Annotated in this window: 21 protein-coding genes; 12 read left to right on the plus strand and 9 right to left on the minus strand. The window is 70.7% G+C overall.

From position 1 onward, the window contains the following. Positions 1-27: 27 nt before the first annotated feature. The 4 genes from LX12_RS04895 to LX12_RS04910 all read left to right on the plus strand — a co-directional run bounded on the left by LX12_RS04895 (position 28) and on the right by LX12_RS04910 (position 4,150). Positions 28-969 (plus strand): TIGR03560 family F420-dependent LLM class oxidoreductase, encoded by a 942-nt coding sequence (locus LX12_RS04895; RefSeq protein ID WP_253653406.1) that lies wholly within the window; start codon positions 28-30, stop codon positions 967-969. Positions 970-974: 5 nt separating this feature from the next. Beyond that, positions 975-1,790 (plus strand): maleylpyruvate isomerase family mycothiol-dependent enzyme, encoded by an 816-nt coding sequence (locus LX12_RS04900; protein WP_253653407.1) that lies wholly within the window; start codon positions 975-977, stop codon positions 1,788-1,790. An 11-nt stretch (positions 1,791-1,801) separates the two neighbouring features. Then, positions 1,802-2,551, plus strand: coding sequence for a VOC family protein (locus LX12_RS04905; protein ID WP_253653869.1), 750 nt, complete (start codon positions 1,802-1,804; stop codon positions 2,549-2,551). 81 nt (positions 2,552-2,632) lie between these two features. After that, positions 2,633-4,150 carry an HNH endonuclease signature motif containing protein gene (locus LX12_RS04910; protein ID WP_253653408.1) on the plus strand — a complete coding sequence of 506 codons (1,518 nt, stop codon included), beginning with the start codon at positions 2,633-2,635 and terminating at the stop codon, positions 4,148-4,150. 19 nt (positions 4,151-4,169) lie between these two features. Here the strand turns inward: LX12_RS04910 and LX12_RS04915 are convergent, their stop codons facing one another. The 5 genes from LX12_RS04915 to msrA all read right to left on the minus strand — a co-directional run bounded on the left by LX12_RS04915 (position 4,170) and on the right by msrA (position 11,714). Then, on the minus strand, positions 4,170-5,237 hold the full coding sequence (locus tag LX12_RS04915; protein ID WP_253653409.1) for a winged helix DNA-binding domain-containing protein: 1,068 nt from the start codon (positions 5,235-5,237) through the stop codon (positions 4,170-4,172). Positions 5,238-5,241: 4 nt separating this feature from the next. Further along, positions 5,242-8,652 (minus strand): ATP-binding protein, encoded by a 3,411-nt coding sequence (locus LX12_RS04920; protein ID WP_253653410.1) that lies wholly within the window; start codon positions 8,650-8,652, stop codon positions 5,242-5,244. After that, on the minus strand, positions 8,649-9,428 hold the full coding sequence (locus LX12_RS04925) for a DUF4194 domain-containing protein (protein ID WP_253653411.1): 780 nt from the start codon (positions 9,426-9,428) through the stop codon (positions 8,649-8,651). Before LX12_RS04925 ends, LX12_RS04920 begins: the two co-directional genes overlap by 4 nt. Further along, the gene (locus tag LX12_RS04930) at positions 9,425-10,942 is read right to left on the minus strand and encodes a DUF3375 family protein (protein WP_253653412.1); all 1,518 of its coding nucleotides are present in this window, start codon (positions 10,940-10,942) and stop codon (positions 9,425-9,427) included. The genes LX12_RS04925 and LX12_RS04930 overlap by 4 nt, the downstream gene beginning before the upstream one ends. A gap of 97 nt (positions 10,943-11,039) precedes the next feature. Further along, positions 11,040-11,714 carry a peptide-methionine (S)-S-oxide reductase MsrA gene (gene msrA, locus LX12_RS04935; RefSeq protein ID WP_253653413.1) on the minus strand — a complete coding sequence of 225 codons (675 nt, stop codon included), beginning with the start codon at positions 11,712-11,714 and terminating at the stop codon, positions 11,040-11,042. 198 nt (positions 11,715-11,912) lie between these two features. Here msrA and LX12_RS04940 point away from each other — a divergent pair, with 198 nt between their 5' ends. The 4 genes from LX12_RS04940 to LX12_RS04955 all read left to right on the plus strand — a co-directional run bounded on the left by LX12_RS04940 (position 11,913) and on the right by LX12_RS04955 (position 14,451). Then, positions 11,913-12,071, plus strand: a complete 159-nt coding sequence (locus LX12_RS04940) for a hypothetical protein (RefSeq protein WP_253653414.1) — start codon at positions 11,913-11,915, stop codon at positions 12,069-12,071. Positions 12,072-12,246: 175 nt separating this feature from the next. Next, positions 12,247-12,876 carry a superoxide dismutase gene (locus tag LX12_RS04945; RefSeq protein ID WP_253646729.1) on the plus strand — a complete coding sequence of 210 codons (630 nt, stop codon included), beginning with the start codon at positions 12,247-12,249 and terminating at the stop codon, positions 12,874-12,876. Positions 12,877-13,052: 176 nt separating this feature from the next. Beyond that, positions 13,053-13,589: a peptidase gene (locus tag LX12_RS04950; RefSeq protein WP_253653415.1), complete on the plus strand. Its 537-nt coding sequence runs from the start codon at positions 13,053-13,055 to the stop codon at positions 13,587-13,589. 115 nt (positions 13,590-13,704) lie between these two features. After that, entirely contained in the window at positions 13,705-14,451 is a 747-nt protein-coding gene (locus tag LX12_RS04955; protein ID WP_253653416.1) for a TMEM165/GDT1 family protein, read from the plus strand. Here the strand turns inward: LX12_RS04955 and LX12_RS04960 are convergent. After that, positions 14,397-14,930 (minus strand): XRE family transcriptional regulator, encoded by a 534-nt coding sequence (locus tag LX12_RS04960; RefSeq protein ID WP_253653417.1) that lies wholly within the window; start codon positions 14,928-14,930, stop codon positions 14,397-14,399. The genes LX12_RS04955 and LX12_RS04960 overlap by 55 nt on opposite strands. 197 nt (positions 14,931-15,127) lie before the next feature. After that, entirely contained in the window at positions 15,128-16,828 is a 1,701-nt protein-coding gene (locus LX12_RS04965; protein ID WP_253653870.1) for a TM0106 family RecB-like putative nuclease, read from the minus strand. Between the two features lie 198 nt (positions 16,829-17,026). On the opposite strand from LX12_RS04965, the gene LX12_RS04970 reads away from it, so the two are divergent. The 4 genes from LX12_RS04970 (at position 17,027) to LX12_RS04985 (ending at position 19,594) form a co-directional block, all read left to right on the plus strand. Continuing rightward, entirely contained in the window at positions 17,027-17,722 is a 696-nt protein-coding gene (locus LX12_RS04970; protein ID WP_253653418.1) for a DUF6474 family protein, read from the plus strand. Positions 17,723-17,775: 53 nt separating this feature from the next. Further along, positions 17,776-18,372: a hypothetical protein gene (locus LX12_RS04975; RefSeq protein WP_253653419.1), complete on the plus strand. Its 597-nt coding sequence runs from the start codon at positions 17,776-17,778 to the stop codon at positions 18,370-18,372. A 68-nt stretch (positions 18,373-18,440) separates the two neighbouring features. Then, positions 18,441-19,070 carry a YcnI family copper-binding membrane protein gene (locus tag LX12_RS04980; protein ID WP_253653420.1) on the plus strand — a complete coding sequence of 210 codons (630 nt, stop codon included), beginning with the start codon at positions 18,441-18,443 and terminating at the stop codon, positions 19,068-19,070. Beyond that, entirely contained in the window at positions 19,067-19,594 is a 528-nt protein-coding gene (locus LX12_RS04985; protein ID WP_253653421.1) for a copper resistance CopC family protein, read from the plus strand. Before LX12_RS04980 ends, LX12_RS04985 begins: the two co-directional genes overlap by 4 nt. 81 nt (positions 19,595-19,675) lie before the next feature. Here LX12_RS04985 and LX12_RS04990 read toward each other — a convergent pair whose 3' ends face one another. Beyond that, positions 19,676-20,251 carry a hypothetical protein gene (locus LX12_RS04990; protein ID WP_253653422.1) on the minus strand — a complete coding sequence of 192 codons (576 nt, stop codon included), beginning with the start codon at positions 20,249-20,251 and terminating at the stop codon, positions 19,676-19,678. 195 nt (positions 20,252-20,446) lie between these two features. Continuing rightward, positions 20,447-22,000: a succinic semialdehyde dehydrogenase gene (locus LX12_RS04995; protein ID WP_253653423.1), complete on the minus strand. Its 1,554-nt coding sequence runs from the start codon at positions 21,998-22,000 to the stop codon at positions 20,447-20,449. Positions 22,001-22,035: the final 35 nt, after the last annotated feature.

The following is a 22,035-nucleotide window of genomic DNA, read 5'->3' on the forward strand; positions in this document are numbered from 1 at the left end:
CGCCCACTGTAGGGGGATGCTGGGGCCATGGAGACGTGCATTTTCACCGAGCCGCAGCAGGGCGCCACCTACGACGACCTGCTGCGCGTCGCCCGCGCCACCGAGGACGGGGGCTTCACCGGCTTCTTCCGCTCCGACCACTACCTGGCGATGAGCGGCGACGGTGGGCCCGGCCCGTCCGACGCGTGGATCACGCTGGCCGGACTCGCCCGCGACACCTCGCGGGTGCGCCTGGGCACGCTGGTCACCTCGGCGACGTTCCGGCTGCCCGGTCCCACGGCGATCGCCGTCGCCGGTGTCGACGCGATGTCCGGTGGCCGTGTCGAGTTCGGCATCGGCGCGGGATGGTTCGAGGCCGAGCATGCCGCCTACGCCATCCCCTTCCCCTCGCTCGGTGAGCGTTTCGACAAGCTCGAGGAGTACCTCGCCGTCGTCACCGGGCTGTGGTCGACGCCGGCGGGTGACCGGTTCGCGTTCGACGGCGCGCACTTCCAGGTCTCCGACTCCCCCGCGCTGCCGAAGCCCGCGCAGCACCCCGGACCGCCGATCATCATCGGCGGCGGCGGGAAGAAGCGGACCCCTGCTCTGGCCGCGCGGTACGCCGCCGAGTTCAACACCCCGTTCCTCACCCCCGACGACGCCGCCCCGGTGCTCCGCACCGTGGTCGAGGCCGCCGGCGCCGCCGACCGCTCGTCGCCGCTGCGGTTGTCGGCCGCACACGTCCTGGTATGCGGCCGCGACGACGCGGAGGTCGCCCGTCGCGCCGAGGCGATCGGCCGCGACGTCGACGAGGTGCGCGCGACCGGGTTCGCCGGCACGCCCGCGCAGATCGTCGACACCATCGGACGTTTCGCCGATCTCGGGGTCTCGCGGGTGTACTTCCAGACCCTCGACCTGGCCGACCTCGACCACCTCGAGCTCGTCGCCGCCGAGGTGCTCCCGCAGCTCGACGGTCCCGTGCCAGACTGATCGCCGTGTCCGACCTCACGTCTGCACCCTCGGCCCCACCGGCGGTCTCGCCCGACGAGTTCCGGACGGTGATCGAGGTCGCCACGCGTGCGATGTTCACCGCGGTGCTGGTCGCCGAGTCCGGGGCCGCGGTACCCACGTGTCCCGGCTGGTCCGTCCGGCACCTGACCGCCCACACCGGGATGGTCCACCGCTGGGCGCGGGCGCAGATCCTCGGTGTCGAGCCGCCCTTCGCCGACGACGCCGCGGTGCTCGCCCGGGTGCGCGTCCCCGATCTGCCGGTCTGGCTGCTCGACGGCGCCGACGCGCTCGTCTCGACGTTGCGGGACGCACCGGAGGACGTCGCGGCTTGGGTGTTCATGGAGACCGGTCGGACACCCCTGGAGTTCTGGCACCGGCGTCAGGCACACGAGACCGTGGTCCACGCCGTCGACGCCATGGCCGTCGCCCGGGGCTCGGTCCCGACCGCCGCCGAGGTGACCGCCGCACTCGGGGACGTCCTGACCCCGGGCCTCGCGCTCGACGGTCTCGACGAGCTGCTCGTCCGGTTCGCTCCCCGGGGACGCTCCAAACTGTGGGACGGGGCGCCCCTGACCATCGCGGTGGTCGCCGACGACACCGACGCGTCGTGGACGCTTTCCGTGGCCGAGGACGCACTGACGGTCACGCCCGGGCATGCCGACGTCGACGTCGACGCCCGCTGGACGGGCACCGCCGCGCAGCTCTACCTCGGGCTGTGGAACCGCGGCGAGGAGATCACGGTCGACGGTGATCCCGACCTGCTGCACCGCTGGCGTTCGCGGCACCGGGTGCGCATGTGAGTGCCGCGCCGATCGAGATCCGCTGGCTGAGTGCGGTCTTCGACTTCCCCGCCGACGACTTCGGCGACGAGGTCACGTTCTGGCGTGCCATCGCGGGGAGCACCGTGTCGCCGCCACGGGGCGATCGCCGACAGTTCGCCTCGCTGGAGCCGTTCACCGGTGACCCCCACCTGCGGGTGCAACGGGTCGAGACCGGTGTCGGCGGTGTGCATCTCGACATCCACGTCGACGATGTCGACGACGCCGCCACGGTCGCGGAATCGTTGGGCGCCCGGCGGACCGGCCAGACGCCCGACGGCGTCGAGATGCAGTCGCCGGCCGGGTTCACTTTCAGCATGGTGCCGTGGAACGGCGAGCACGAGCGGTCGCGGCCCATCCGGTGGCCCGGCGACACCATCAGCATCATCGACCAGATCTGTGTCGACGTCCCCAGCCGACGGTTCGACGAGGAGTGCACCTTCTTCACCCGCCTCACCGGGTGGGAACTCGAGAGCGCATCACGACCGGAGTTCCGCGCCCTGCACCACCCCGAGTCGATGCCGATCCGTATTCTGTTGCAGCGCATGACCTCCGGTTCGGTGGGTGCGCACGTCGACCTGGCCAGCACGCATCCCGCCGACGAGGTGTCGCGGCACGAGGACTGGGGCGCCGAGGTGGTCTCCCAGCACGGCACCTGGACGGTGATGGCCGATCCGACCGGTCGCCCGTACTGCATCACCGCGCGCAACCCGCGGACCGGTCGCCTCCCCGACGCGGGCTGACATTCACCTGTTTGGACTACAGCGATAGTCGAACACATGTTCTAGTATGTGTGTACAGTTGCGGCTCGGGGGAGGTGCATCGTGAGCGACAGTCTGATCGAGGACTACGCCGAGTTGCACGCGGTGCTGGATCGGATCGTAGAGCGCACCTCGGACGCGTGCTCGGAGCTTGAGGTCGCGGAGTTGGCGATCATCCATGAGCACGCGGTGCGAAAGATGGGTTCGATTGGGCTGCAGCGCATTCTGGACGTCTCCGATCGTGAGGCGTATCGGGCGGTGCAGTGCGTGAAGCTCGACGAGTTCGTCGGGCAACGCTTGCGGATCACCAATCCGCGCAAACGGCTGCGGCAGGTGACGCAGTTGACCGAGATGCACGCGATGACCGGGGAGAAGCTGCCGCCGCACTGCCCGGAGACCGCGGATGCGATGGCCGACGGCGACCTCACGCACGAGCACGTCGACGCGGTGCTGGACGTGATGGCCATGGTGCCGTCGGCGACACCACCGGAGATGCGGGACCTGGCTGAGGAACAGCTCGCGGAAATCGCCGGGCACCACTCGCCGCGCGAGATCACCCGCGCCGGCGCCCGGATCGTGTCGCACCTCGACCCCGACGGGGACCTTCCCGACGAGCGGGACCGCGCCCGCAACCGCAGCCTGTCCTTGGGCGCGCAGGACACCCTCGGCATGTCGAAACTGATGAGCACCCTCGACCCCACCACCCGAGCGTTGTTCGAGGTGCTGCTCGCGGCCTGGGCGAAACCAGGGATGAACAATCCCGACGACGACCAGTCACCCGAAGGTGGCGCCGACGATGAGGGCATCGACGCCGAACAGGTGAAAGCGGCCGCAGACCGTGACTGCCGCACGCAGGCCCAACGCAATCACGACGCGTTCCACGCGCTGCTCTGCGCGGCAGCCGACGGCGGACTCTACGGCGCCTCACACCGCGGACTACCGCCGCACATCATCGTCTCCATCACCGAAGCCCAACTCCGCGAGCGCGCCGGGATCGGCCACACCACCACCGGCACCGACCTGCCGATGTCGGAGATCGTAAAGCTCGCGGCGCGGGCGCAGATGTATCTGGCGGTGTTCGACGACCACACCGGCGAACCGCTCTACTTCGGGCGCGCCAAGCGGCTCGCGTCGCAGTCGCAGCGGTTCGTGAAATTCGCCGAGTACGGCGGCTGCTCCAAACCCGGCTGCCCGCGCCCGTTCTCCCACACCGAAGCCCACCACGCCGAACAAGACTGGGCCGACGGCGGCAAGACTGACATCACCGACCTCGCACCCGCCTGCGGACCCCACAACCGGGCCGTGCACGACGGACCCGGCGGCTGGCGAACCGAGAAGATCCCCGACGGACCCGACCGCGGGAAGTACGGCTGGATCGCCAACGGCACCACCGACCCACCCAGAACCAACCACCTGCATCGCCCCGACCGGATCCTCGACGACACTGCCCCACCGCAGCCGGAATGGTCGGAGATCGAGCACGCACTGGAACTGATCCTCGCCGAACACACCTCGGCACCCGAACCACCCGACCCGGTGATCATCCGCGTCATCGACTACCGCGCACCGATCTCGGGGTGAGCGAACACGTGTCGATCGATCACTCCTCCGCGAGGAGCTCGCGCGTTCTCTCGATCTCCGTCGCCAATTCGCGCTGGCGAGAACGGGAGACGGGGCGCATAAGCTGGGTCGTCACCTGATCACCGTCGGTGACAGACCACGTCCCGACGACCCGCCCGTCGACGAGCACCGTGCCCGGGACTCGACCGTTCGGGGTCTGCAGGGCGGCGAACACGTCGTCGTCGATGACACGGCGCCGGTCGGCGTTCGCGGTCACGACGTGGTCGTAGGGCGCGAGGAGCCGCACGGGGAGGTCGCCGTCGCCGTCACGGCTCAGTCCGTCGAGGTCGAACAGCTCCGTCCCGTCCGGCCCGGGGACGCGTTCGACCTCCCAGTCGCGGTCCATCGCGTCGAGCAGCGGCCGCAGTCGGGTCAGCCCCGACCACGTCTGGATCGCCGCCACGCTGGCAGGCCCGAATCCCCGGAGGTACAGCCGGATCAGGTCCTTGCGGGCCTCGTCCCCGGTGACCGCCGGCTCCCTCGCGCCCACCCAGTCGTCGAGGAGTGCATACGTCACCGCGCCCGAGGATCGCCAGAGACCGCGCGGCGGCACCTGCACCAGCGGCAGCGTCGCCCGGGCGACGGCAGTCACCGTCGACGCCGTCTCGTTCGGAAAGCGCTGCACCAGTTCGGCTCCCAGCTCCCTCACGCCGACACTGCGGCCGGCGAGCAGCTCGTGCGCGGCCGCCGTGACCGCCTCCGGCGCCGCGTTCACCAGACGCCGGGCATGGATGCGCAGCTCCGCCGCGATGGCCGGCTGGGCCAGCTCCCGAACCCACCGCGCATCGTCGGCGTCCATGAGGAACACGGTGCTGCGCAACGACGCCATCCGGACGACGGTGCGATCGAGCAGGAGCCCGTTCAACTCCGCGGGGTCGAAACCCTCCACCCGCGACGCCAGCCCGAAGAACGCCGCCTGCGGGTCCTGCGACTGCAACCCGACACACCGGTCGAGCACCTCGATGACGTCCTCGTCGACCCGGGACGCGAGGTGTTGGCGTTCGAGGAGCGTTGCCGTCCACGCGCGCTCGGACAGTGCGGCCGGCACGGGCTCAGCCGCCCGCGGCCGTTCGGGCCTCGGCGATCTCGCCGAACGTCGCCGACCGGGCATCCGATCGGGCCGCACCGTCGGGTCCCGTCCGCTTGTCGACGAGGATCACCTGCCCGATGAACGGTTCGACGATGCCGGCCATGCGGATCGGCGCGGCGATGACGAGTTGGAACCCGAACTGCTCGAACGCCCGCAGCGACTGCGAGCTGAACGTCTCGTCGGACTTGGAGAACGCCTCGTCGAGCATGAGCGGCGCGAAGCCCGGCCGATGGTCCTCCGGTGTGCCCAGCGAGAAGCTCAGCGCCGCGGCGAGACAGAAGGCGACGAGCTTCTCCTGCTCACCACCGGAGTTGGTGGCGGTGTTGCGGTAGGTGTGCACCGGCGGCGCGTCCGGCCCGTCGTCCCGCGCCATCTCCTTGCCGTAGAAGAAGAAGCTCGCGCGGACGTCGAGCACGTTGTCACACCACCGACGACCCTCGGCGTCGGTCGCCGTCAACCGCGTCACCAGATTCTTGATCCGGTAGAACTGCCGTGCGAGCACCGCCGAGTCGCCACCGCGCGCGGCCGGGGCGTCGGCGATCATCGCGTCGACGATCCGGCCGAACTCGGCCGCCTCGTCGGTCGGAGTGTGGTGCACCGCGATCTGCAGGTAGGTGCCGGTGTTGAAGTCGACCCGCTGTAGACCCGCGTTGACCTCCGCGATGCCGCGGCGGATGTGCTTGACGGTGTCGTTGATCTCCTTGTACAGGTTCGACACCGAGTGCGAGATGTCGGTGGTGATCAGCCGTCGGAAGCGTTCCCGGGTCGAGGCGAGCCCGTGTTCCACCAACCCGGCGTGCATCGCGACCAGATCCGGTGCGCCCGCGATGTCGGCGGTCAGATCGGTTCCGGCCGAGGGCCACTCGCGCAGGAAGGCCTCGGCGGCGCGCACGATGCGGTGTTCGGCGTTGTCCCGCTCGGCGTCGGCCTCGGCCTGCACCGACTCCAACGCGTTGCGGAGATCTGAGCGCACCTCCCCGTACGTGTCGAGCGACAGCGTCTTGCCGGTCTGCTCCAGTGTGCGGTCGAGGACGGACGTCAGGTACTCGCGATCGTCGTCGGTGAGGGCGTCGTTGTCGTCGCTGCTCTCCAGTTCGGCCAGCCACCGGTCCCAGTCGGTGCCGATGTGGCGGAGCTGGTCGTTGATCGCGCCGACGCGTGCCACGGCCTCGCGCCAGTCGGCGCGGGCCACCTCCACCTGCTCCTCCAACTCGGCGAGGTCGACGCGGTTCTCGCGGACGGCGTCGATCCGACGGCTCAGCTCGTCGGCATCGCGCTGGGCCGACCACCAGTTGAGCTCGGCCCACGACGAATACCCGGCGAGTGTCTCCGCCGCCTTCGCCCGATCACGGTTCTCGTCCAACAGCTCTCGCACGTCGGACGACGCCTGGCGTGCCTCCTCCAGACGGGCCGCGAGACCGACCAGCGCCTGCTGCAGGGCGGCGCGCTTGCCGTCGGTGTTCGTGCCGAGGATCCAGTGTGTCCGGTCGTCGACGCGACGGCGGTCGTCCTTGCGGAACCGGTCTCGGCCCGCCTTCACCAGGCCGGCGGGGGTGACGGCGATGTCGTGGTCGTCGAGGTCCACCGGCGAGTCGACGCAGACGTGGTCGGCGGTGCGCGCGATGACGCCGGTCAGCCAGTCCGCCGCGGGATGCGAACGGTCGACGACGACCAAGGCCGCCAGCGTCCCGGGTGTGGGCACCGTCGGGTCGACGTCGGTCCGGTACGTCCGGTACTCCAACACACCGCCGAGGTCGGTGCGGTCGACGAAGGCCGTCACCTGGGCGCGGTGCTCATGCGGCACGAGGAGCGTGAGGCCGAGTCCGCGGAGGACGCGTTCGGCGGCACCGGCCCATCGGTCACGGTGCTCGTCCGCGACCTCCATCAACTCCGCGGCGTAGGGAAGATCGTGCGGTGACAGCCCGGTCCCGGCCGCGATGGCGTCCCGCTGCGCGAGCGCACCGGCCGGCAGCAGCGACCGTCGGGCGGTGAGCGTGGTGAGTTCGTCGACGACGGCGTCGTGCTCACGGCGCGCGTCGGACTCGGCGGTGAAGACGGCGTGCGCCCGCGCCGACAACGACTGCGCGGCCTCCGTGGCGGCCCGTCCCAGCGCCGGAGCCCGATCGCGCAGCGCAGCGAACTCCTCCGCGGTGGTCGGGGTCTCCTCCCCCAGACGCCCGACGACCGCCGCGTACCGCTCGTAGGCCCGGTTGCGCGCGGTGATCTGCTGCTCGAACGCCTTCAGCTCGGACTCGAGCGTCGTCAGCTCACCCTTGTCGACGGTCAGCTGGTCCCGCAGCGACGTGTGCCGCGCCTCGCGGTCGTCGGCGACGTTCTCCCACGACGCGACCTCGTTGTCGAGGGCGGTCCGCTGGTCCTCGATCGCGTCGAGCTTGGCGCGCAACAACACCGCGCGGTGCTCGCGCATGAACGCCCGCATCGGCGGACCGAGCAGCTCACCCGCGCGGGTCGTCGATTGCTCCGCTCCCTGGTAGGCCTCCCACGCCTCGGGGATGGGTCGCAGCACCTTCTCCTGGGCGTGCGCCCGCGCGGCCGCCTGGTAGGCCTCGTCGAGCTGGGTGAAGTTCTCGATCAGCCGCTGCGCCTTGGCGTACGTGTCGGGTCGGTCGAGCATGTAGGTGCGGATGAAGAGGTTGAGGTCACCGACGTTCTTCATCGCCTTGGCCTTGCCCATCAGCGACAGTGCCGCCGAGGACGCGCCGATGCCGACCCGACGACGCAGCGCCTCGGAGTAAGCGCTCTGCACGTCGAAGCAGGCGACGTCGGGATGCGACGCGCGGTAGGCGCGGATGTCGAATCCGCCCGCCGCCCAGTCGTTCAGCTCGATGAGGTCCATCTCGCCGGTGTGCAGCTGATACCAGGACCGCAGGCTCGCGCCGTCGTTGCCCGACCCCGGGAACCACTTGATCGCGACCGCCGTCGTCACCGACCCGGCGCCGTTGTCGTAGGTGGCGGCGATGGCCGACCACGTCGCGCCCGACCCGCGCAGGTACTGCACCTGCGACTGGTTGTACTCGTCGTCGTTCTCCGCCCACGCACCGCGCACGTAGTCGGCCATGGACCGCGCGGCACGCTTCGCGCCCTTGGCCGTCAGGTCCGCCGACGCGTTGAAACCCTGGTCGTAGGTGGGCAGCAGCACGACCGAATGGCCGTCCATGAGCGACGATTTGCCCGATCCCGACGGGCCCGTGAGCAGCACGCCGCGCTCGTCGATCGGGAAGTCCTTGTAGCCGTGGAACGTGCCCCAGTTGACGAGCTGGATGCGGGTCAACCGGAACTGGCCGAGGGCCACCGTGCGTCGCCCGGTGCGCGCGGCCTCGACCTGTGTCGGCGCGTCGAGAGTGTCGGTCACGCCTCTCCCTCCGGATCGAGTTCGGTGATGTCGGGGCCGTCGCCGGCGAGACGCCGGTAGGCCTGCGTGTAGGACTCGATGGTCTCCGGCGTCAGCAGCGCCGCGATCACCCCGTGCACCAGGTACCGATCCGTCCCGGGGATGGCGCGGATGACCTTGCGGTTCTCCAGCACGTTGATGGCGGCGTCGATGCGACGGGCGAAACCGGCCTCGTCGGTGTCGCGGGCGGGCTTGTAGGTCATGAGATGGTCGACCATCTCGGCCCGGTCGACCGTCGTCGACTCGTCCACGCTCGTCAGGTACTTCTGTCGCAGGAACAGCACGAGCACCGATGCGGCGAGGGTCAGGGTCGACGACCGCAGGATCGTCCGCTGGCGCGGGTCGGCGTCGGCGACCTGCCGGGTGAAGGCGTAGCGGCGCTCCACGTCGAGTTCGAGGACGAGGTTCAGCTCCGACAACCGCGACCGGATGACGGCCTCGTTGGCCTCGATCGCGCGCCAGTTCCGCGACCGACCGCTGACGTGGGCGGCCGAGATCAGTTCCTGCAGTGCGTAGCACACGGGTGCAGGCAGTTCCGACGTGTCGCCCTCGAACCGCGGCGTCACCGGTCCCGAGGTGTCCTCACCGATGGGGTCGCTGCCGTCGAAGCTGAAGTGGGACAGGTCGACCGACGGCGTGGCGTCCGCCTCGGGCGCGTCGACGAAGAGGTCGTCGGCGTCGTCGAGGGGCGCACCCGTGTCGGGTGCGTCGTCGAGCGTGTCGGTGTCGTCGGTCATGCGTCTCCCTGGGATGGGTCGTCGAGGAGATGGGTCGCAGCGCGCGCCGAGGGCGTCGGTGCCACGATCACCTCGCGAAAGGTCATGGCGGGCAGGGCGATCGAGCGCAGTCCTCGAGCGGTGTGCGCACCGACGACGACCCGGCCGGCGTCGGTGTCGACGGTGCCGTGCCTCTGTGCGAGCGACCAGACCCCCACGACGTCACCGACGCGCGGGGTGTCGAGCTGGGCGAGGACGTCGTGCAGGTCGGCGACGCCGGCGTCCACAGCGCGGTTCACCGCGGCCGTCAGATGCTGCCAGTCGATGGTCTCGCTGCCGACGAGGTCGGCCGGGTCGATGTCGATCTCCCCCACCGTGGCCTCGACGTCGTCCGGGAGTTCAACGACGCCGTCGTGCAGCGACAGCGCCCCGACGGAGTTCGCGTCGACGACGGCGATCGGCAGTGCGACACCGAGATCCTTGCCCGCGGAGACGTTCTCGAAGGCGGCGGCAGCGGCACGCTGGGCCTCGGCGATCTGCTCGCGCAGGGCTCGGTGGTCGAGAAAGTCGCCACCCTTCACGAAGGTGTTGATGCGGCGGTACACCTGCCCGCGGATCTCGTCGACGCGCTGCACCTCGTCCCACATCCGGTCGATGAACCGCGCGAGGGTCTGGGCCTGGTCCCGCGGGAGGTCCGGGAGCCCCGCCAGGATCGCGTCGATGTGACTCTCGAGGGACTCGCGGAGGCGGTGGTCGGAGACGAGTGTGTAGAACGCGTCGAACGCGCTGCCCTCCGGCGACCGGGCGAGTTCGTCGTGACCGTCGAACATCCGGTTCAGCGCGTCGGCGTACGCGCCGGTCCGCTCGTCGAGGCCGCTGGTGAGCAGGGTCCGCGAGTTCTCGCGCAGCTTCTCGCCGTATCCGATGATGTCGGCGGGCATGCGCTCGGCCAGCGAGGTGACCATCCGGATGTCGTCGCGGATGCCGCGCGCGTCGACCGCGGGGACAGCGCCGGCCGCGAGCTCCGCACGTCGGGCGGTGAGCTCTGCGATCTTGGCGTCGATGTCGCGCAGGTGCTCCGACGGGTCGGGGTTGATGGCCACCGCGATGTCTCCGAGTCGCCCGATCACCATCTGCATCGTGGTCTCGGTCGCCACCGACCGGTCGTGCCGGACCGCCTGCACCTGGGCCAACGCCGTCGTCGCGCCCCGCGTGAGGTGGTACCGCTCCACGTCGCGGTCGGGATCGAGGGTGCGGGCGACGTAGCCGTCGCGCACCCACCGGTCGAGCAGCTCCTCCGGGCTCGGCACCGACTGGTCGCGGTCGGTCCAGTGCGTGGCGAGGTCGGCGATGTCGGCGCGCAGGCCCTCGACGAGGTGGTCGCCGTCGACCTGTCCGTCGGCGAGCCGGGCGGCCATCAAGGCGAGCGTCACCATCGCCGAGCGGGACCGCAGCAGCTTCAGCGTGACGTCGGCGTCGGCGTTCTCGGAGAACGCGGCGTACAGCTCAGCCGACCGCGCCCCCGGGGAATCCACCCGCGCGACACTAGTGGCTGCGCCGGGTGGCATCCGGCGACGGGCCGCGAGCTGGGGACAACCTGTGACGCGCGTGAACGGTGGGGCCGAGGCGACGTCAGGCGGGGTAGGTGAGGCCCGTCGCCGCGTGGCAGCGGTACCCGTTCGGGTGCTTCTCCAGGTACTGCTGATGGTGGTCCTCGGCGTGGAAGAACCGGCCGGCACCGGCCTGCGACAGCACCGCGATCTCGGTGGTCACCGAGCCCAGTCCCGCGGCGGCGAGCGCCGTCGCGAACGTCTCCGCCGACGCCCTCGCCACCCGCGCGTCCCCCTCGTCCGTCGTGTAGATCGCCGACCGGTACTGCGTGCCCAGGTCGTTGCCCTGCCGCATCCCCTGCGTGGGGTCGTGCACCTCCCAGAACACCCGCAGGACCCCCTCGAGGTCGACGACAGCAGGGTCGAACACGACCAGCACCGACTCGGTGTGGCCGGTGCGGCCGCTGCACACCTCCTCGTAGGTCGGGTTGGGCGTGTAGCCGCCCGCGTAGCCCACGGCGGTCGTCACCACTCCGGGCACCTGCCAGAAGATCTCCTCGATGCCCCAGAAGCACCCGCCGGCGAGCACCACCTCTCGGAGTTCGTCGCCGAAGGGGCCGGTCATGGGTGCGCCCGTCACGATGTTCCGCGGCGCCACACGCATCGGCGTCGCGCGGCCCGGCAGCGCGTCGGCCGGTGTGACCATCTCTCGACGACCGCCCGCGAGGAGGCGGAGGATCCAGCTCGACCAGGACATGTCCGCCACGGTACGCACCGCGGGACCGCCCTCGACCCGGCTCGATTTGTGATGGTTCGAGGGCGTGCCTATAGTGGCGCCCGGCGGACAAATGTGACAGTTCTCACTGACATGCCGGGAACACGGTCCGCCGCGAGGGAGTCCGCGATCGCCTCGGCGATCCGGGGCGCGAGAGTCGACGACGACAGGAGTGCATCAGTGGCGACGCACACCCACACCGACCATGCCGCAGGCATGGGACGCGGCGCTCGGGCCCTCCACCTCGACGAGAACCTCGACATCCGCGGCCGCTGCGTCTCGATCGGCATCAGCATCGCCCTGCTGGCCGTCGTCCTGGTGAGCCTCGTCGCCCTCTGATCACCCCGCGCGACACCGCCCCGGAGGACCCCGCGGCGCGCCGTAACGCGCGCTCTGAACCTCCACCGTGGTCGAGGTCTGCCGACGTCGCGAGAGGGCGTTGCAATCCCCGTCACGCTGCGGAAGTGTGGAACTCGTCAGCACAGACTCGCGCCATCAGAGGAGAGGTACCACCGTGGGTGAATACACCTTGCCGGATCTCGATTACGACTACGCGGCACTCGAGCCGCACATCTCCGGCCGGATCATGGAGCTGCACCACAGCAAGCACCACGCGACCTACGTGAAGGGCGCCAACACCGCCCTCGAGAAGGCCGCCGCGGCACGCGAGGACGGCACCATCGCCGACAAGGTGTTCCAGCTCTCGGCCAACCTGGCGTTTCACCTGGGTGGCCACACGAACCACTCGATCTTCTGGAAGAACCTGTCGCCCAACGGTGGCGACAAGCCGGAGGGCGAGCTCGCCGCCGCCATCGACGACCAGTTCGGTGGCTTCGACAAGTTCCAGGCGCACTTCACCGCCGCCGCGACCACCCTGCAGGGCAGCGGCTGGGCGATCCTCGGCTACGACACCATCGAGGGCAAGCTGGTCATCCAGCAGCTGACCGATCAGCACGGCAACACCTCGGTCGGCCTCGTCCCCATCGTCATGCTCGACATGTGGGAGCACGCCTTCTACCTCGACTACCAGAACGTGAAGCCGGACTACGTCAAGGCCTGGTGGAATGTCGTCAACTGGGCGGACGCCGCCGAGCGCTTCGCCAAGGCCTCGAGCCAGGGCAAGGGCCTGATCGTCCCCGCCTGACGCACCCCGCACCACACGAGACCCCCGACGGCCGCCCGCCGTCGGGGGTCTCGTCGTTCACGGGGTCCCCTCGTTCACGGTTCTCGTCGTTCACCGCGCCGTCACGGGTCCGTGACACGGTCGTTTAGCACTCGACAGCTCTTGTCTGCCAGCGCCGTCGCACGGCAAGGTGAGCCATGGACAACACCGCGCGTCACTCGGTTCCCATCGGTCTCGTCCCGTTCCACTCCGACGGCGAACTCCGCGGCATGCTCATCTCCGGGCGGTGGCCCGACACCACCCTCGAGTGGTCCCAGACCCTCGTCGCGTCGGTCCGGATCGCCTGCCGGCCGGGCCTGCTGCGCACGACGACCGTCTTCGGTGTCATCGAGGACCGCCCGGAGTCCTGCGACGAGGACACCGTCGGCATGATGCTGTCGATCGGCACCGTGTCCGGCACCGACTTCATCGAGCGCGGCAAGGGCCTCGGCACCCCGCCGGCCCTGGTCATGCTCCATCCACCGTCGCTCACGCGTCCGTCGCTGCCGGAGTGCTCCGACGTCGCGTCCGGCTGCGTCCTGCTGCCCGGGGTGCCCGAGCTCGGTCTCGACCACCGGGCGGGCTGGGCCGAGGCCGAGGCAGACGGCACGGTCGTGACGCTGCGCAACGCGATCGGGGTCGACCCCGGCGCCGACCCGGACACCGCGGTGCTCGCGATGGTCCTCGCCGCGTGAGCCCGCATCCCGTTCTTGGGGTGCCCTAAGTCTACCGAAAAGGGGCTCCGAACTGGGCTTTTGCGCCTCGGTGAACTGTTGCGGCGTCCGGTGAGGGTGCCCTACGGTCGGCGACATGCTCACCGCTCTCCTGATCAGCTTCGGCGTCGTCTTCGTCGCCGAGCTCGGCGACAAGTCGCAGCTGATGGCGATGACCTACGCGCTGCGCTACCGCTGGTGGGTCGTCCTCGCCGGCATCACCATCGCGACGACGGCCGTGCACGCCGTGTCCGTGGTCGTCGGCCACTTCCTGGGCCTGTCGATCCCGACCGATCTCATCTCGATCGTCGGCGGGCTGGCGATGCTCGTGTTCGCGATCTGGACCATCCGGGGCGACGAACTCGACGCGGACGAGCAGAGCAAGGCCTCGCGGACCGGGGCGTCGGTCCTGCTGGCCGTCATGTCGTCGTTCTTCCTCGCCGAACTGGGCGACAAGACGATGCTCGCCACGATCACCCTGTCGACCGACCACAACTGGCTCGGCGTGTGGATCGGGTCGACCGTCGGCATGGTCGTCGCCGACGCACTGGCCATCGTCGTGGGCATGGCCCTGGGCAAGAAGCTGCCCGAACGGACCATCTCACTCGGCGCGGCCGCACTGTTCCTGGTGTTCGCGGGATGGCTTCTGGCCGAAGGGATCACCGCAGCGCAGAGCACGCCGGTCACGATCGGGGCTCTGACCGCCGCTGCGGTCGTCGCGGCCGTCGGGACCCGCGTGGTGATCACCACCCGTCGCCGCCGGCGAGAGGCGGCACGACGGGCAGAGGATCAGCTGACGGGTGTCGGGAGTACTCGCAGCGACGACCGCGTCTCGCCTGCATAGGCCGTCGCCAGGTCTGCGAGATCCTCGGGTTCCGCGGACAGTCCCTGCTGGACCCGCAGCACCTTGATGAGTTCGCGGACGATCGTCACCGAGTCGCTCGGCAGCCCCGCCAGCATCAGCGCGGTGCGCTGGACGTCGGCGTCGGCCTGAAGCCGCAACAGGTCGATCTGGTCACGGGTGCGCTGCGCCGCGCGGTCCTCGAGGAAGTAGTGGACGTCGACGCCGAACGCCGCGGCGATGCCCTCGACGGTGCGGAACGACGGCGACTTGGCCTTCCCGGAGCGCAGCTGGCTCAGGTAGGACTCGCCGAGACGGAACCCGCGCTCGGTGGAACGGGCCGCGATGGCCTTCGCGCTGTACGCCCGGCCGTTCGGACCGGGAACCGTACGGAACAGCTCCTCGAGACGGCGTGCGAACAGGCCGGGCTCAGGACTCTCGGACTCGGCGATACGAGACGCCGATCGTGACTCCCCTGACATGGACTTCTCCCCCTGGATGTGCGCCTTGTGTGTCGACGGACACGGCGCATACCACTCGCCCGTCGCACAGGGACCGGGCCGACACCTCCCCGCGTCGGACAGTCCCGTACCGGAAGAATAGACGACTGAGCACGCATGCGCTCCATCACGGATCGGTGTCGAACCAGTGATGTGGTACAGGTCCCAATCAGGCGGCGTCAGGGGTGGAGATCGTCACGGTGGGGGATGTCCTGCGCCGCACGGCCGTCGATCCACTCGCGCAGGACTTTGGTCGCCCACACGTCGTCTTCGTTGTACTGCAGGATCCGGTCCCGTGACGCGAGGTCCGGGACGGCACCCTCGAACCCGACGGCGAGCCGATACCACTCCATCGAGGCCTCGCCCCCGGCCTCCGGGTCACGCCAGTGGAATCCGGCGACGGGCGCGATCCGCTTGAGCCCCTTGCCCTGTGGGCAGACGAATTTCTCCCCCACCGCCTCGTAGACGTCGACCCACTCCGGCGAGGTGATGAACGCGGTCACCTCGTCGACGGTCGGGATCCCGGGCATCGACGCGAACCGTCGGGCCGATCCCAGGAGCCATCGGTTCTCCGCCGACTGTGAATAGCAGTAGGCGGCGAAGGTCTTCCCCGCGGCGACGGCCGCGTCGCGACGGGCGATCAGCCATCCCCAGAACTCGGCGAACGACCGCGCCTCGTCGAGCGTGGGCAACGGGTCCCAGGTGGCGAACGGGCGGTACTCGACCGGGACGGTCGGGTCGGTGCGGTCGGTGAGCAGCGTGCCCCACAGATACGCGCCGTCCTCGCCGTGGCTCTCCATGTCCACGTCGACCTCGACGTCGGCGCGGGCGACGGTCGGGCGCTCCACCCGACGCACCAGCGGGACGCCGGCGAGCCAGGCACGCGCGACGGTCACCGCGTCGGACAGATCGCCACCCGGGAACTCGGCCGCCACCTCCGGCGGGGCGTCACCGCGGGCGAGATCGTCGACGGAGGTGAGCCCGGCCGCGCGCAGCACGGCGGTCTGGTTCCCGGTGGCGACCAGGCTGACGTCGTGCGCCGCCTCGAGTTCCGGCCCGCAGCGCACCCACCACCGACAGCTGCGACACTCCCCGATCCGGCTCGGCGCGGTGGGCACTGTCCCGGTCGCGATCTCCCGTCGCAGGGCGAGGGTCGCGTCGTAGTCGGCGAGGGGATCGCGGGGCGGCTCGTCGGACCCCTGGGGGACGACGCCTGGCCGGAGCTCGTGCACGAGGATGCAGTCGGCGTCGAGACCGATGACGCCGGCGACACCCGCGCTGCTCGCGAGGCCGGCGTGCTGCAGCAGACGGGTCAGGTGGGCGACCCGCAGGACGTCCCGGCGGTGACGTCGCACCGACCGGGTGCGATCGCGTCCCGGGGACCACCGGTCGAGCGGGGTGGTGACCGCGGTGCCGTCCGTGTCGCCGACGGTGATGCGGTGGTTCACCACGATCACCGGGACGTATCCGTCGTCGACGTGCACCAGGGCCTCCGACGAACCGCGACGGCCTGCCACGCGGTCGTCCGGGAGCGTGGCGTCGAGGACCCACGGCACACCCCGTTCGCACGCGGCGATCGTCGCCGCGACCCGCTGCGCCGCGGTGTCACCGCTCACGGTGACCACCGCGTCGGGTGTGGCCGCGTGCAGGTCGCGGATCGTCTGCGCGACGCGGCGTCGGTGCAGGGCCGCGGCCTCCTTGCGACGCGTCGCGGACGGGTCCTCGACGGGGATCTCCGTGTCGGCGGCGTCGACGTCGACCACGAGCCCGTTCACCACGACGGGGTCGTCGACGACTCCTGCGTCGAGGGCGAGGCGGTGCTCGCAGGCGTCGAGGGCGAGGCGGTGCTCGCAGCCGGCGAGGTCGCGGGCGGCCAGCATCGGGACGCGCGGGGCGGCGACCGATCCACCACCGTCACCCACGGAGTCCACGTCCGTCCCTCTCCGTCCTGCCCGACCCCGGGCCTCGTCGCCGGTCGGGTGCGATCTTCTACCCTGGGACCGACAGCTGTCACCACCGCGTCCGCGCATCTCGTCTCGCGTCGCGTCGTGCACCACCGACCCCGGAGGTCATCCGACATGGGCCTGCTCACCCCCAGCCGTACCACGCGCGCCCAGCGACGTGCGCAGGCCAAGGCCCTGAAAGCCAAGGCGAAGCTGGAGGCGCGCCTCGACAGCCGCGGCCAGCGGCGGGAACGCGCGGCCCGACGTCGGCACGAGAAAAAGATCGTCCGCAAGCAGATCAAGGCGCAGCGCAAGTCCGACGAGACCGCCGCGAAGATCGCCGCGGAGACCAACGCGGCCACGAAGAAGCTGGCGCAGTCCCGCATCGAGCTGGCGCAGAACGGCACGCGCCTGACCCCGCGCAAGGTGCGCCGCTACCTGTCCATCGCCAAGGTCGCCTCGCCGATCATCGTGCCGCTGGCCTACCGGGGTGCGACGTTGGCCCGCGAACAGCTCACCGTGTGGGAGGCCAACCGCGCCGGTGTGCCCGTCGACGAACTCGCCAAGTACAGCGGTCACGGTGCCGCGCTGTCGGCCCGGATCGCCGGGGCGGAGAAGTCGGTGTCGACGCTCGCCGGCACCCGCGACGCCGGCGCCGAGACCACGAAATTCGTCGGCGCGATGACCGATCGGCTGCGCGATCTCAGCGCCGCGGTCGCCGCCGCCGAGCACATGCCCGGGTCGCGCCGTCGCGCCGCCCACCAGGCCATCTCGCGCGAGCTGTCGGGAATCGAGAGCGACCTGCTCGCCCGTCTCGGGGTCCGCCCCTGACCGAGCGGGCACGGGGAGCCGTCGAGCTCGACAGGCGGGTCCGTGCCGGAGCCGTGACCCTCGTGGTGCCCACCCTCGGGTTGGCCGCGCACGGGGTCGCGTCGGGCTCGTTCCCTGGGGCGACGGGCATCGCGCTGTGTCTCTTCCTCGGTACGGTCACCGGCCTCGTCGTCGACGTCGCCTCCCGACTGCGTGGTCGCGGATGGTTGCCCCTGGTCGGGATCCTCACCGTCGCCCAGGGTCTCGCGCACCTCGCGTTGTCGGTGGGCCACGATCATCACGCGGACACCGCTCACGCCACGAACGGTCACACGATGACCGGGATGACCGGTGACGGCGGCATGTCGGCGGGCGGGGGCATGCTCGCCCACCATCTGCACGCCCTCATGACGCCGTGGTCGGCCGACGGCGCCGTCATGCTCCTGACCCACCTCGTCGCCGTCCCGCTGACCGCGGTCGTCATCGCTCTCGCCGCGGCCGTCACCGGTGTCGCGACCTCGGTCGTGGCCGCGCTGCGCGGACCCGGACCGCGACCGCAGCCCGTCGCCACCCCGCCGGTGGCCGTCACCGTCGTCGGCCGATGCCCCCGCGTCGACCGTGCAGCAGGCCCCGGCGTCCGCGGACCACCCGCACTCCTCGCCCCCGTCTGATCGGCCCCGAGGCACTCCTCGGGGTCTCACCCGTGCGCGCAGCGCACACTGGACTGCGAGGAACAACCATGAACACATCTCTGCGCACGATCGGTGCGGTCGCCGCGACGGCCGCCACCGTCGGTCTCGCCGGACTCGTCGCCCCCGGCGTCGCGTCGGCCCACGTGACCGCGAACGGCCCTGGTCTGGTCCAGGGCGGGTACGGCGTCATCACGTTCAACGTGCCGAACGAGACCGCCGACGGCGCGACCACGACGAAGGTGTCGGTGACACTGCCGAACCTCAAGTCGGCACGGCCCGAGGCCGTCCCGGGCTGGCAGGCCACCGTCGCGAAGAACGGCGACGACGAGATCACCGGCGTGACCTGGCAGGTGCAGCCGGGTACGGCGGGCATCGCGGCCGGCGGCTTCCAGCGCTTCGCGCTCAGCGCCGGCCCGCTCCCGGAGAAGGACACCGTGAGCATGCCCGCTGTGCAGACCTACTCCGACGGTGAGGTCGTCGACTGGGATCAGCCGATGAACGCCGACGGGTCCGAGCCGGACCACCCCGCGCCGGAGCTCACACTCGCCGCGGAGTCGTCGACCGACACGTCGTCGGATGCGTCCGACACCACCGCACGCTGGCTCGGCGGCGTCGGACTGGCCATCGGCGTCGTCGGCGTGGCGACCGCGGTGGTCGCCCTGAGGAGGAAGTCATGACAGGTCTGCGCGCGTCCGTCGCAGGCGTCGTCGCGGCACTGCTCGTCGTCCTGACGACGCTGCTCGCGGGTCCGGCGTCGGCGCATTCGACACTGGTCTCGTCCGATCCCGCCAACGGGTCGAGCGTCGCGTCCGGTCCGAGCAGCGTGACGTTGACGTTCAACGAGGCGTTGCAGGACGCCTACGACGCGCTGACCGTGGTGGGACCGGACAACCGGTACTGGCAGTCCGACGAGAAGGCACGCGTGGAGGGCCCGCGGATCACCGTCGGGCTGCGTCCCCTCGGCCCGGTCGGTGAGTACCGCATCAACTACCGCGTCACCTCGGCCGACGGCCACCCGGTGAGCGGTCAGGTGCGGTTCACGCTGACCACGGCCGGGACGGGCACTCCCGGCGCCGAGGCGACCGCGTCGTCGTCGGACAACGGCGGCGTGACCTGGTGGCCCTACGCCGTCGGCGTGGTGGTCGTCGTGGCGCTGGGCGGAGGGGCGTTCCTGCTCCGCCGTCGCACCGCCGGGGTCTGAACGACACAACCCTCACCGGACAGCGCCGACGCGTGCACCCTGCATGCGCCGAGCTTCTCCGGTGAGGGTTGTGGACCCGAGTCAGCTCGGGCAGCTGACCGTGTAGTCCCAGCGGGTGTCGGTGCCTCCGTAGACCCGCACCAGGACAGAGTCCGCGGTGCCGGCAGGGATCGAGACGCGTACCGATCCGGTGCCCTGACCGGCGCGGTTGGCGTCGCCCACGTACCCGGTGTCGTAGACCTGCCGACCCTGGTAGCTCACGACGATCCGGTCGGGGACGTCGTAGGTCTCGTAGGACAGCTGGAAGGTCGCGGGCCCGCGGCGCCCGAGCTTGTGGATCGTGTCGGTGATGCCGTCCTCGCCGGACTGGGTCGACGCGTTGCACTGCTGGACCTGCGGCGGGCCCGAGGGGCCGGCCAGCGGGCCCGACGACCCGAGACCGATCTGGTCGAGCAGTCCCGCGATCTGACCGAGCGCGCCACCGGTCGCGCGATCCGCCTGCGCGCTTCCCGAGTTCAGGGCGCCGACGATGTCGCTGCTGCCCGGTGGGTTCGGGGCAGGCGCCGCGGTCGCGGGCGCACCTGCGAGGGCGCACACCCCCGCCGCCACCGACATCGCGGCCACCGCCGCTCCGACCCGGAATCGCTTGTCTGTCATGGATCCTGCTCCGTCCTCGTCGGGGCCCGGGAACAGGCCCACCCCGCGGACGGTAGGCAGGTCGCATGGTGGCCCCGCGTCGTCCGGATGGAGGATTCACGATCGGCAACCCCGCCACCACGGCACGTGATGCGCCGCCGTGGCGAAGTTGGTCCGAACAGACGTCGTCCGTTCAGTCGAGCAGCGACTCCCCGATCAGCGACCCGGCAGGAAGCGGAGCAGCTTCATGGTCGCGGGGACCAGCTTCAGGAACAGCGACCGCGGGACACCGCGGATGCCGTCGATCCCGATGACGCGCTGCGCGGCGATCGTCTGCGGCTCGGTGTACTTGAGCAGGCCCTCGGTGCCGTGGCGACGGCCGACGCCGGAGATGCCCATGCCGCCCATCGGCGCGGCGGTGGAACCCCACGCGGCGGCGTAGCCCTCGTTGATGTTCACCGTGCCGACGTGCAGTTGGGCGCCGATGGCCCGTGCCTCGGCGGTCGAGCCGGCGAAGATGCTGGCGTTCAGGCCGTACTCGGTGTCGTTGGCGAGCTTCACGGCCTCGTCGACGGAGTCGACCTCGTAGATCGAGACGAGCGGACCGAACGTCTCCGACCCGAAGCACTGCATCTGCTCGTTGACGTTCGACAGCACCGTCGGCGCGTAGAAGAACGGGCCGACCTCGTCGAGCTTCCGACCGCCGGCGAGGACGGTGGCGCCCTTCTCCACGGCGTCCTTCACGTGCGCGTCGACGGTGTCGACCTGGGCCTGCGACGCCAGCGATCCCATGTCGGCGGAGAAGTCGTACACCGGGGCGACCTTCATGTTCGCGACGTGGTCGGCGAACTTGCGGGTGAACTCGGCGGAGATCGCCTTCTCGACGTACAGCCGCTCGATCGAGATGCAGAGCTGGCCGGAGTTCGAGTAGCAGGCGCGGGCCGCGCCCTCGACCGCGCGGTCGATGTTGGCGTTCGCCGTCACGATCATCGGGTTCTTGCCACCGAGCTCGGCGGAGAAGCCGATGAGACGACGACCGGCCTGGGCGGCCAACGTCGCGCCGGTCTGCGAGGAACCGGTGAACATCAGGTAGTCCGCCGACTCGACGAGCGCGGTCCCGACGACCGTGCCCGGGCCCGGGACGACGGCGAACAGTTCGGGCTCCAGGCCCGCCTCGTAGAGCAGTTCGGCGACGGACAGCGCGCAGTACGGCGTCTGGCTGTCGGGCTTGATGACGACGGCGTTGCCGGCGATGAGCGCGGCCACCGCGTCCGACGCGGCGAGCGTCAGCGGGTAGTTCCACGGCGAGATGATGCCGATGACGCCCTTCGGCTGGTAGCGCACGCGGACATCCGTGGCGCCAGGGATCATGCCCTTCACACGGTGTGCCTTGAGCGTCTTGGGGCCGGTGGCCGCGTAGTGGCGCGCGGTCAGCGCGACGTCGACGACCTCCTCCTGGGCGTACGCCCGGGCCTTGCCTGTCTCGGCCTGTGCCATGTCCATCAGCTCGACGCGGCGGGCGAAGACCAGATCGGCGAACCGGGAGATCACCGCAGCGCGGTCGGCCGGCGTCCGCTCGGCCCAGCGCGCCTGCGCGGCGCGGGCGCGGTTCACCGCGAGCTGGAGATCCTCGGCGGTGCCGACCGGGATGGTGGTCATCTCCTCGCCGGTGAACGCCTCGAGCACGGGCCGCGTCGGGCGGGTGTCGTGGCGGTCGATGGCGATCAGCTGACGCAGGCGGTCGAACGTCGCGCGATCAGGTCGGCCCATCAGGGAACTCCTCGTCGAGACGGGGTGCGCATCTG

Origin of the sequence: Williamsia serinedens (genome assembly GCF_024171725.1) — a bacterium.
In the GTDB taxonomy this organism is placed as follows: domain Bacteria; phylum Actinomycetota; class Actinomycetes; order Mycobacteriales; family Mycobacteriaceae; genus Williamsia_A; species Williamsia_A serinedens.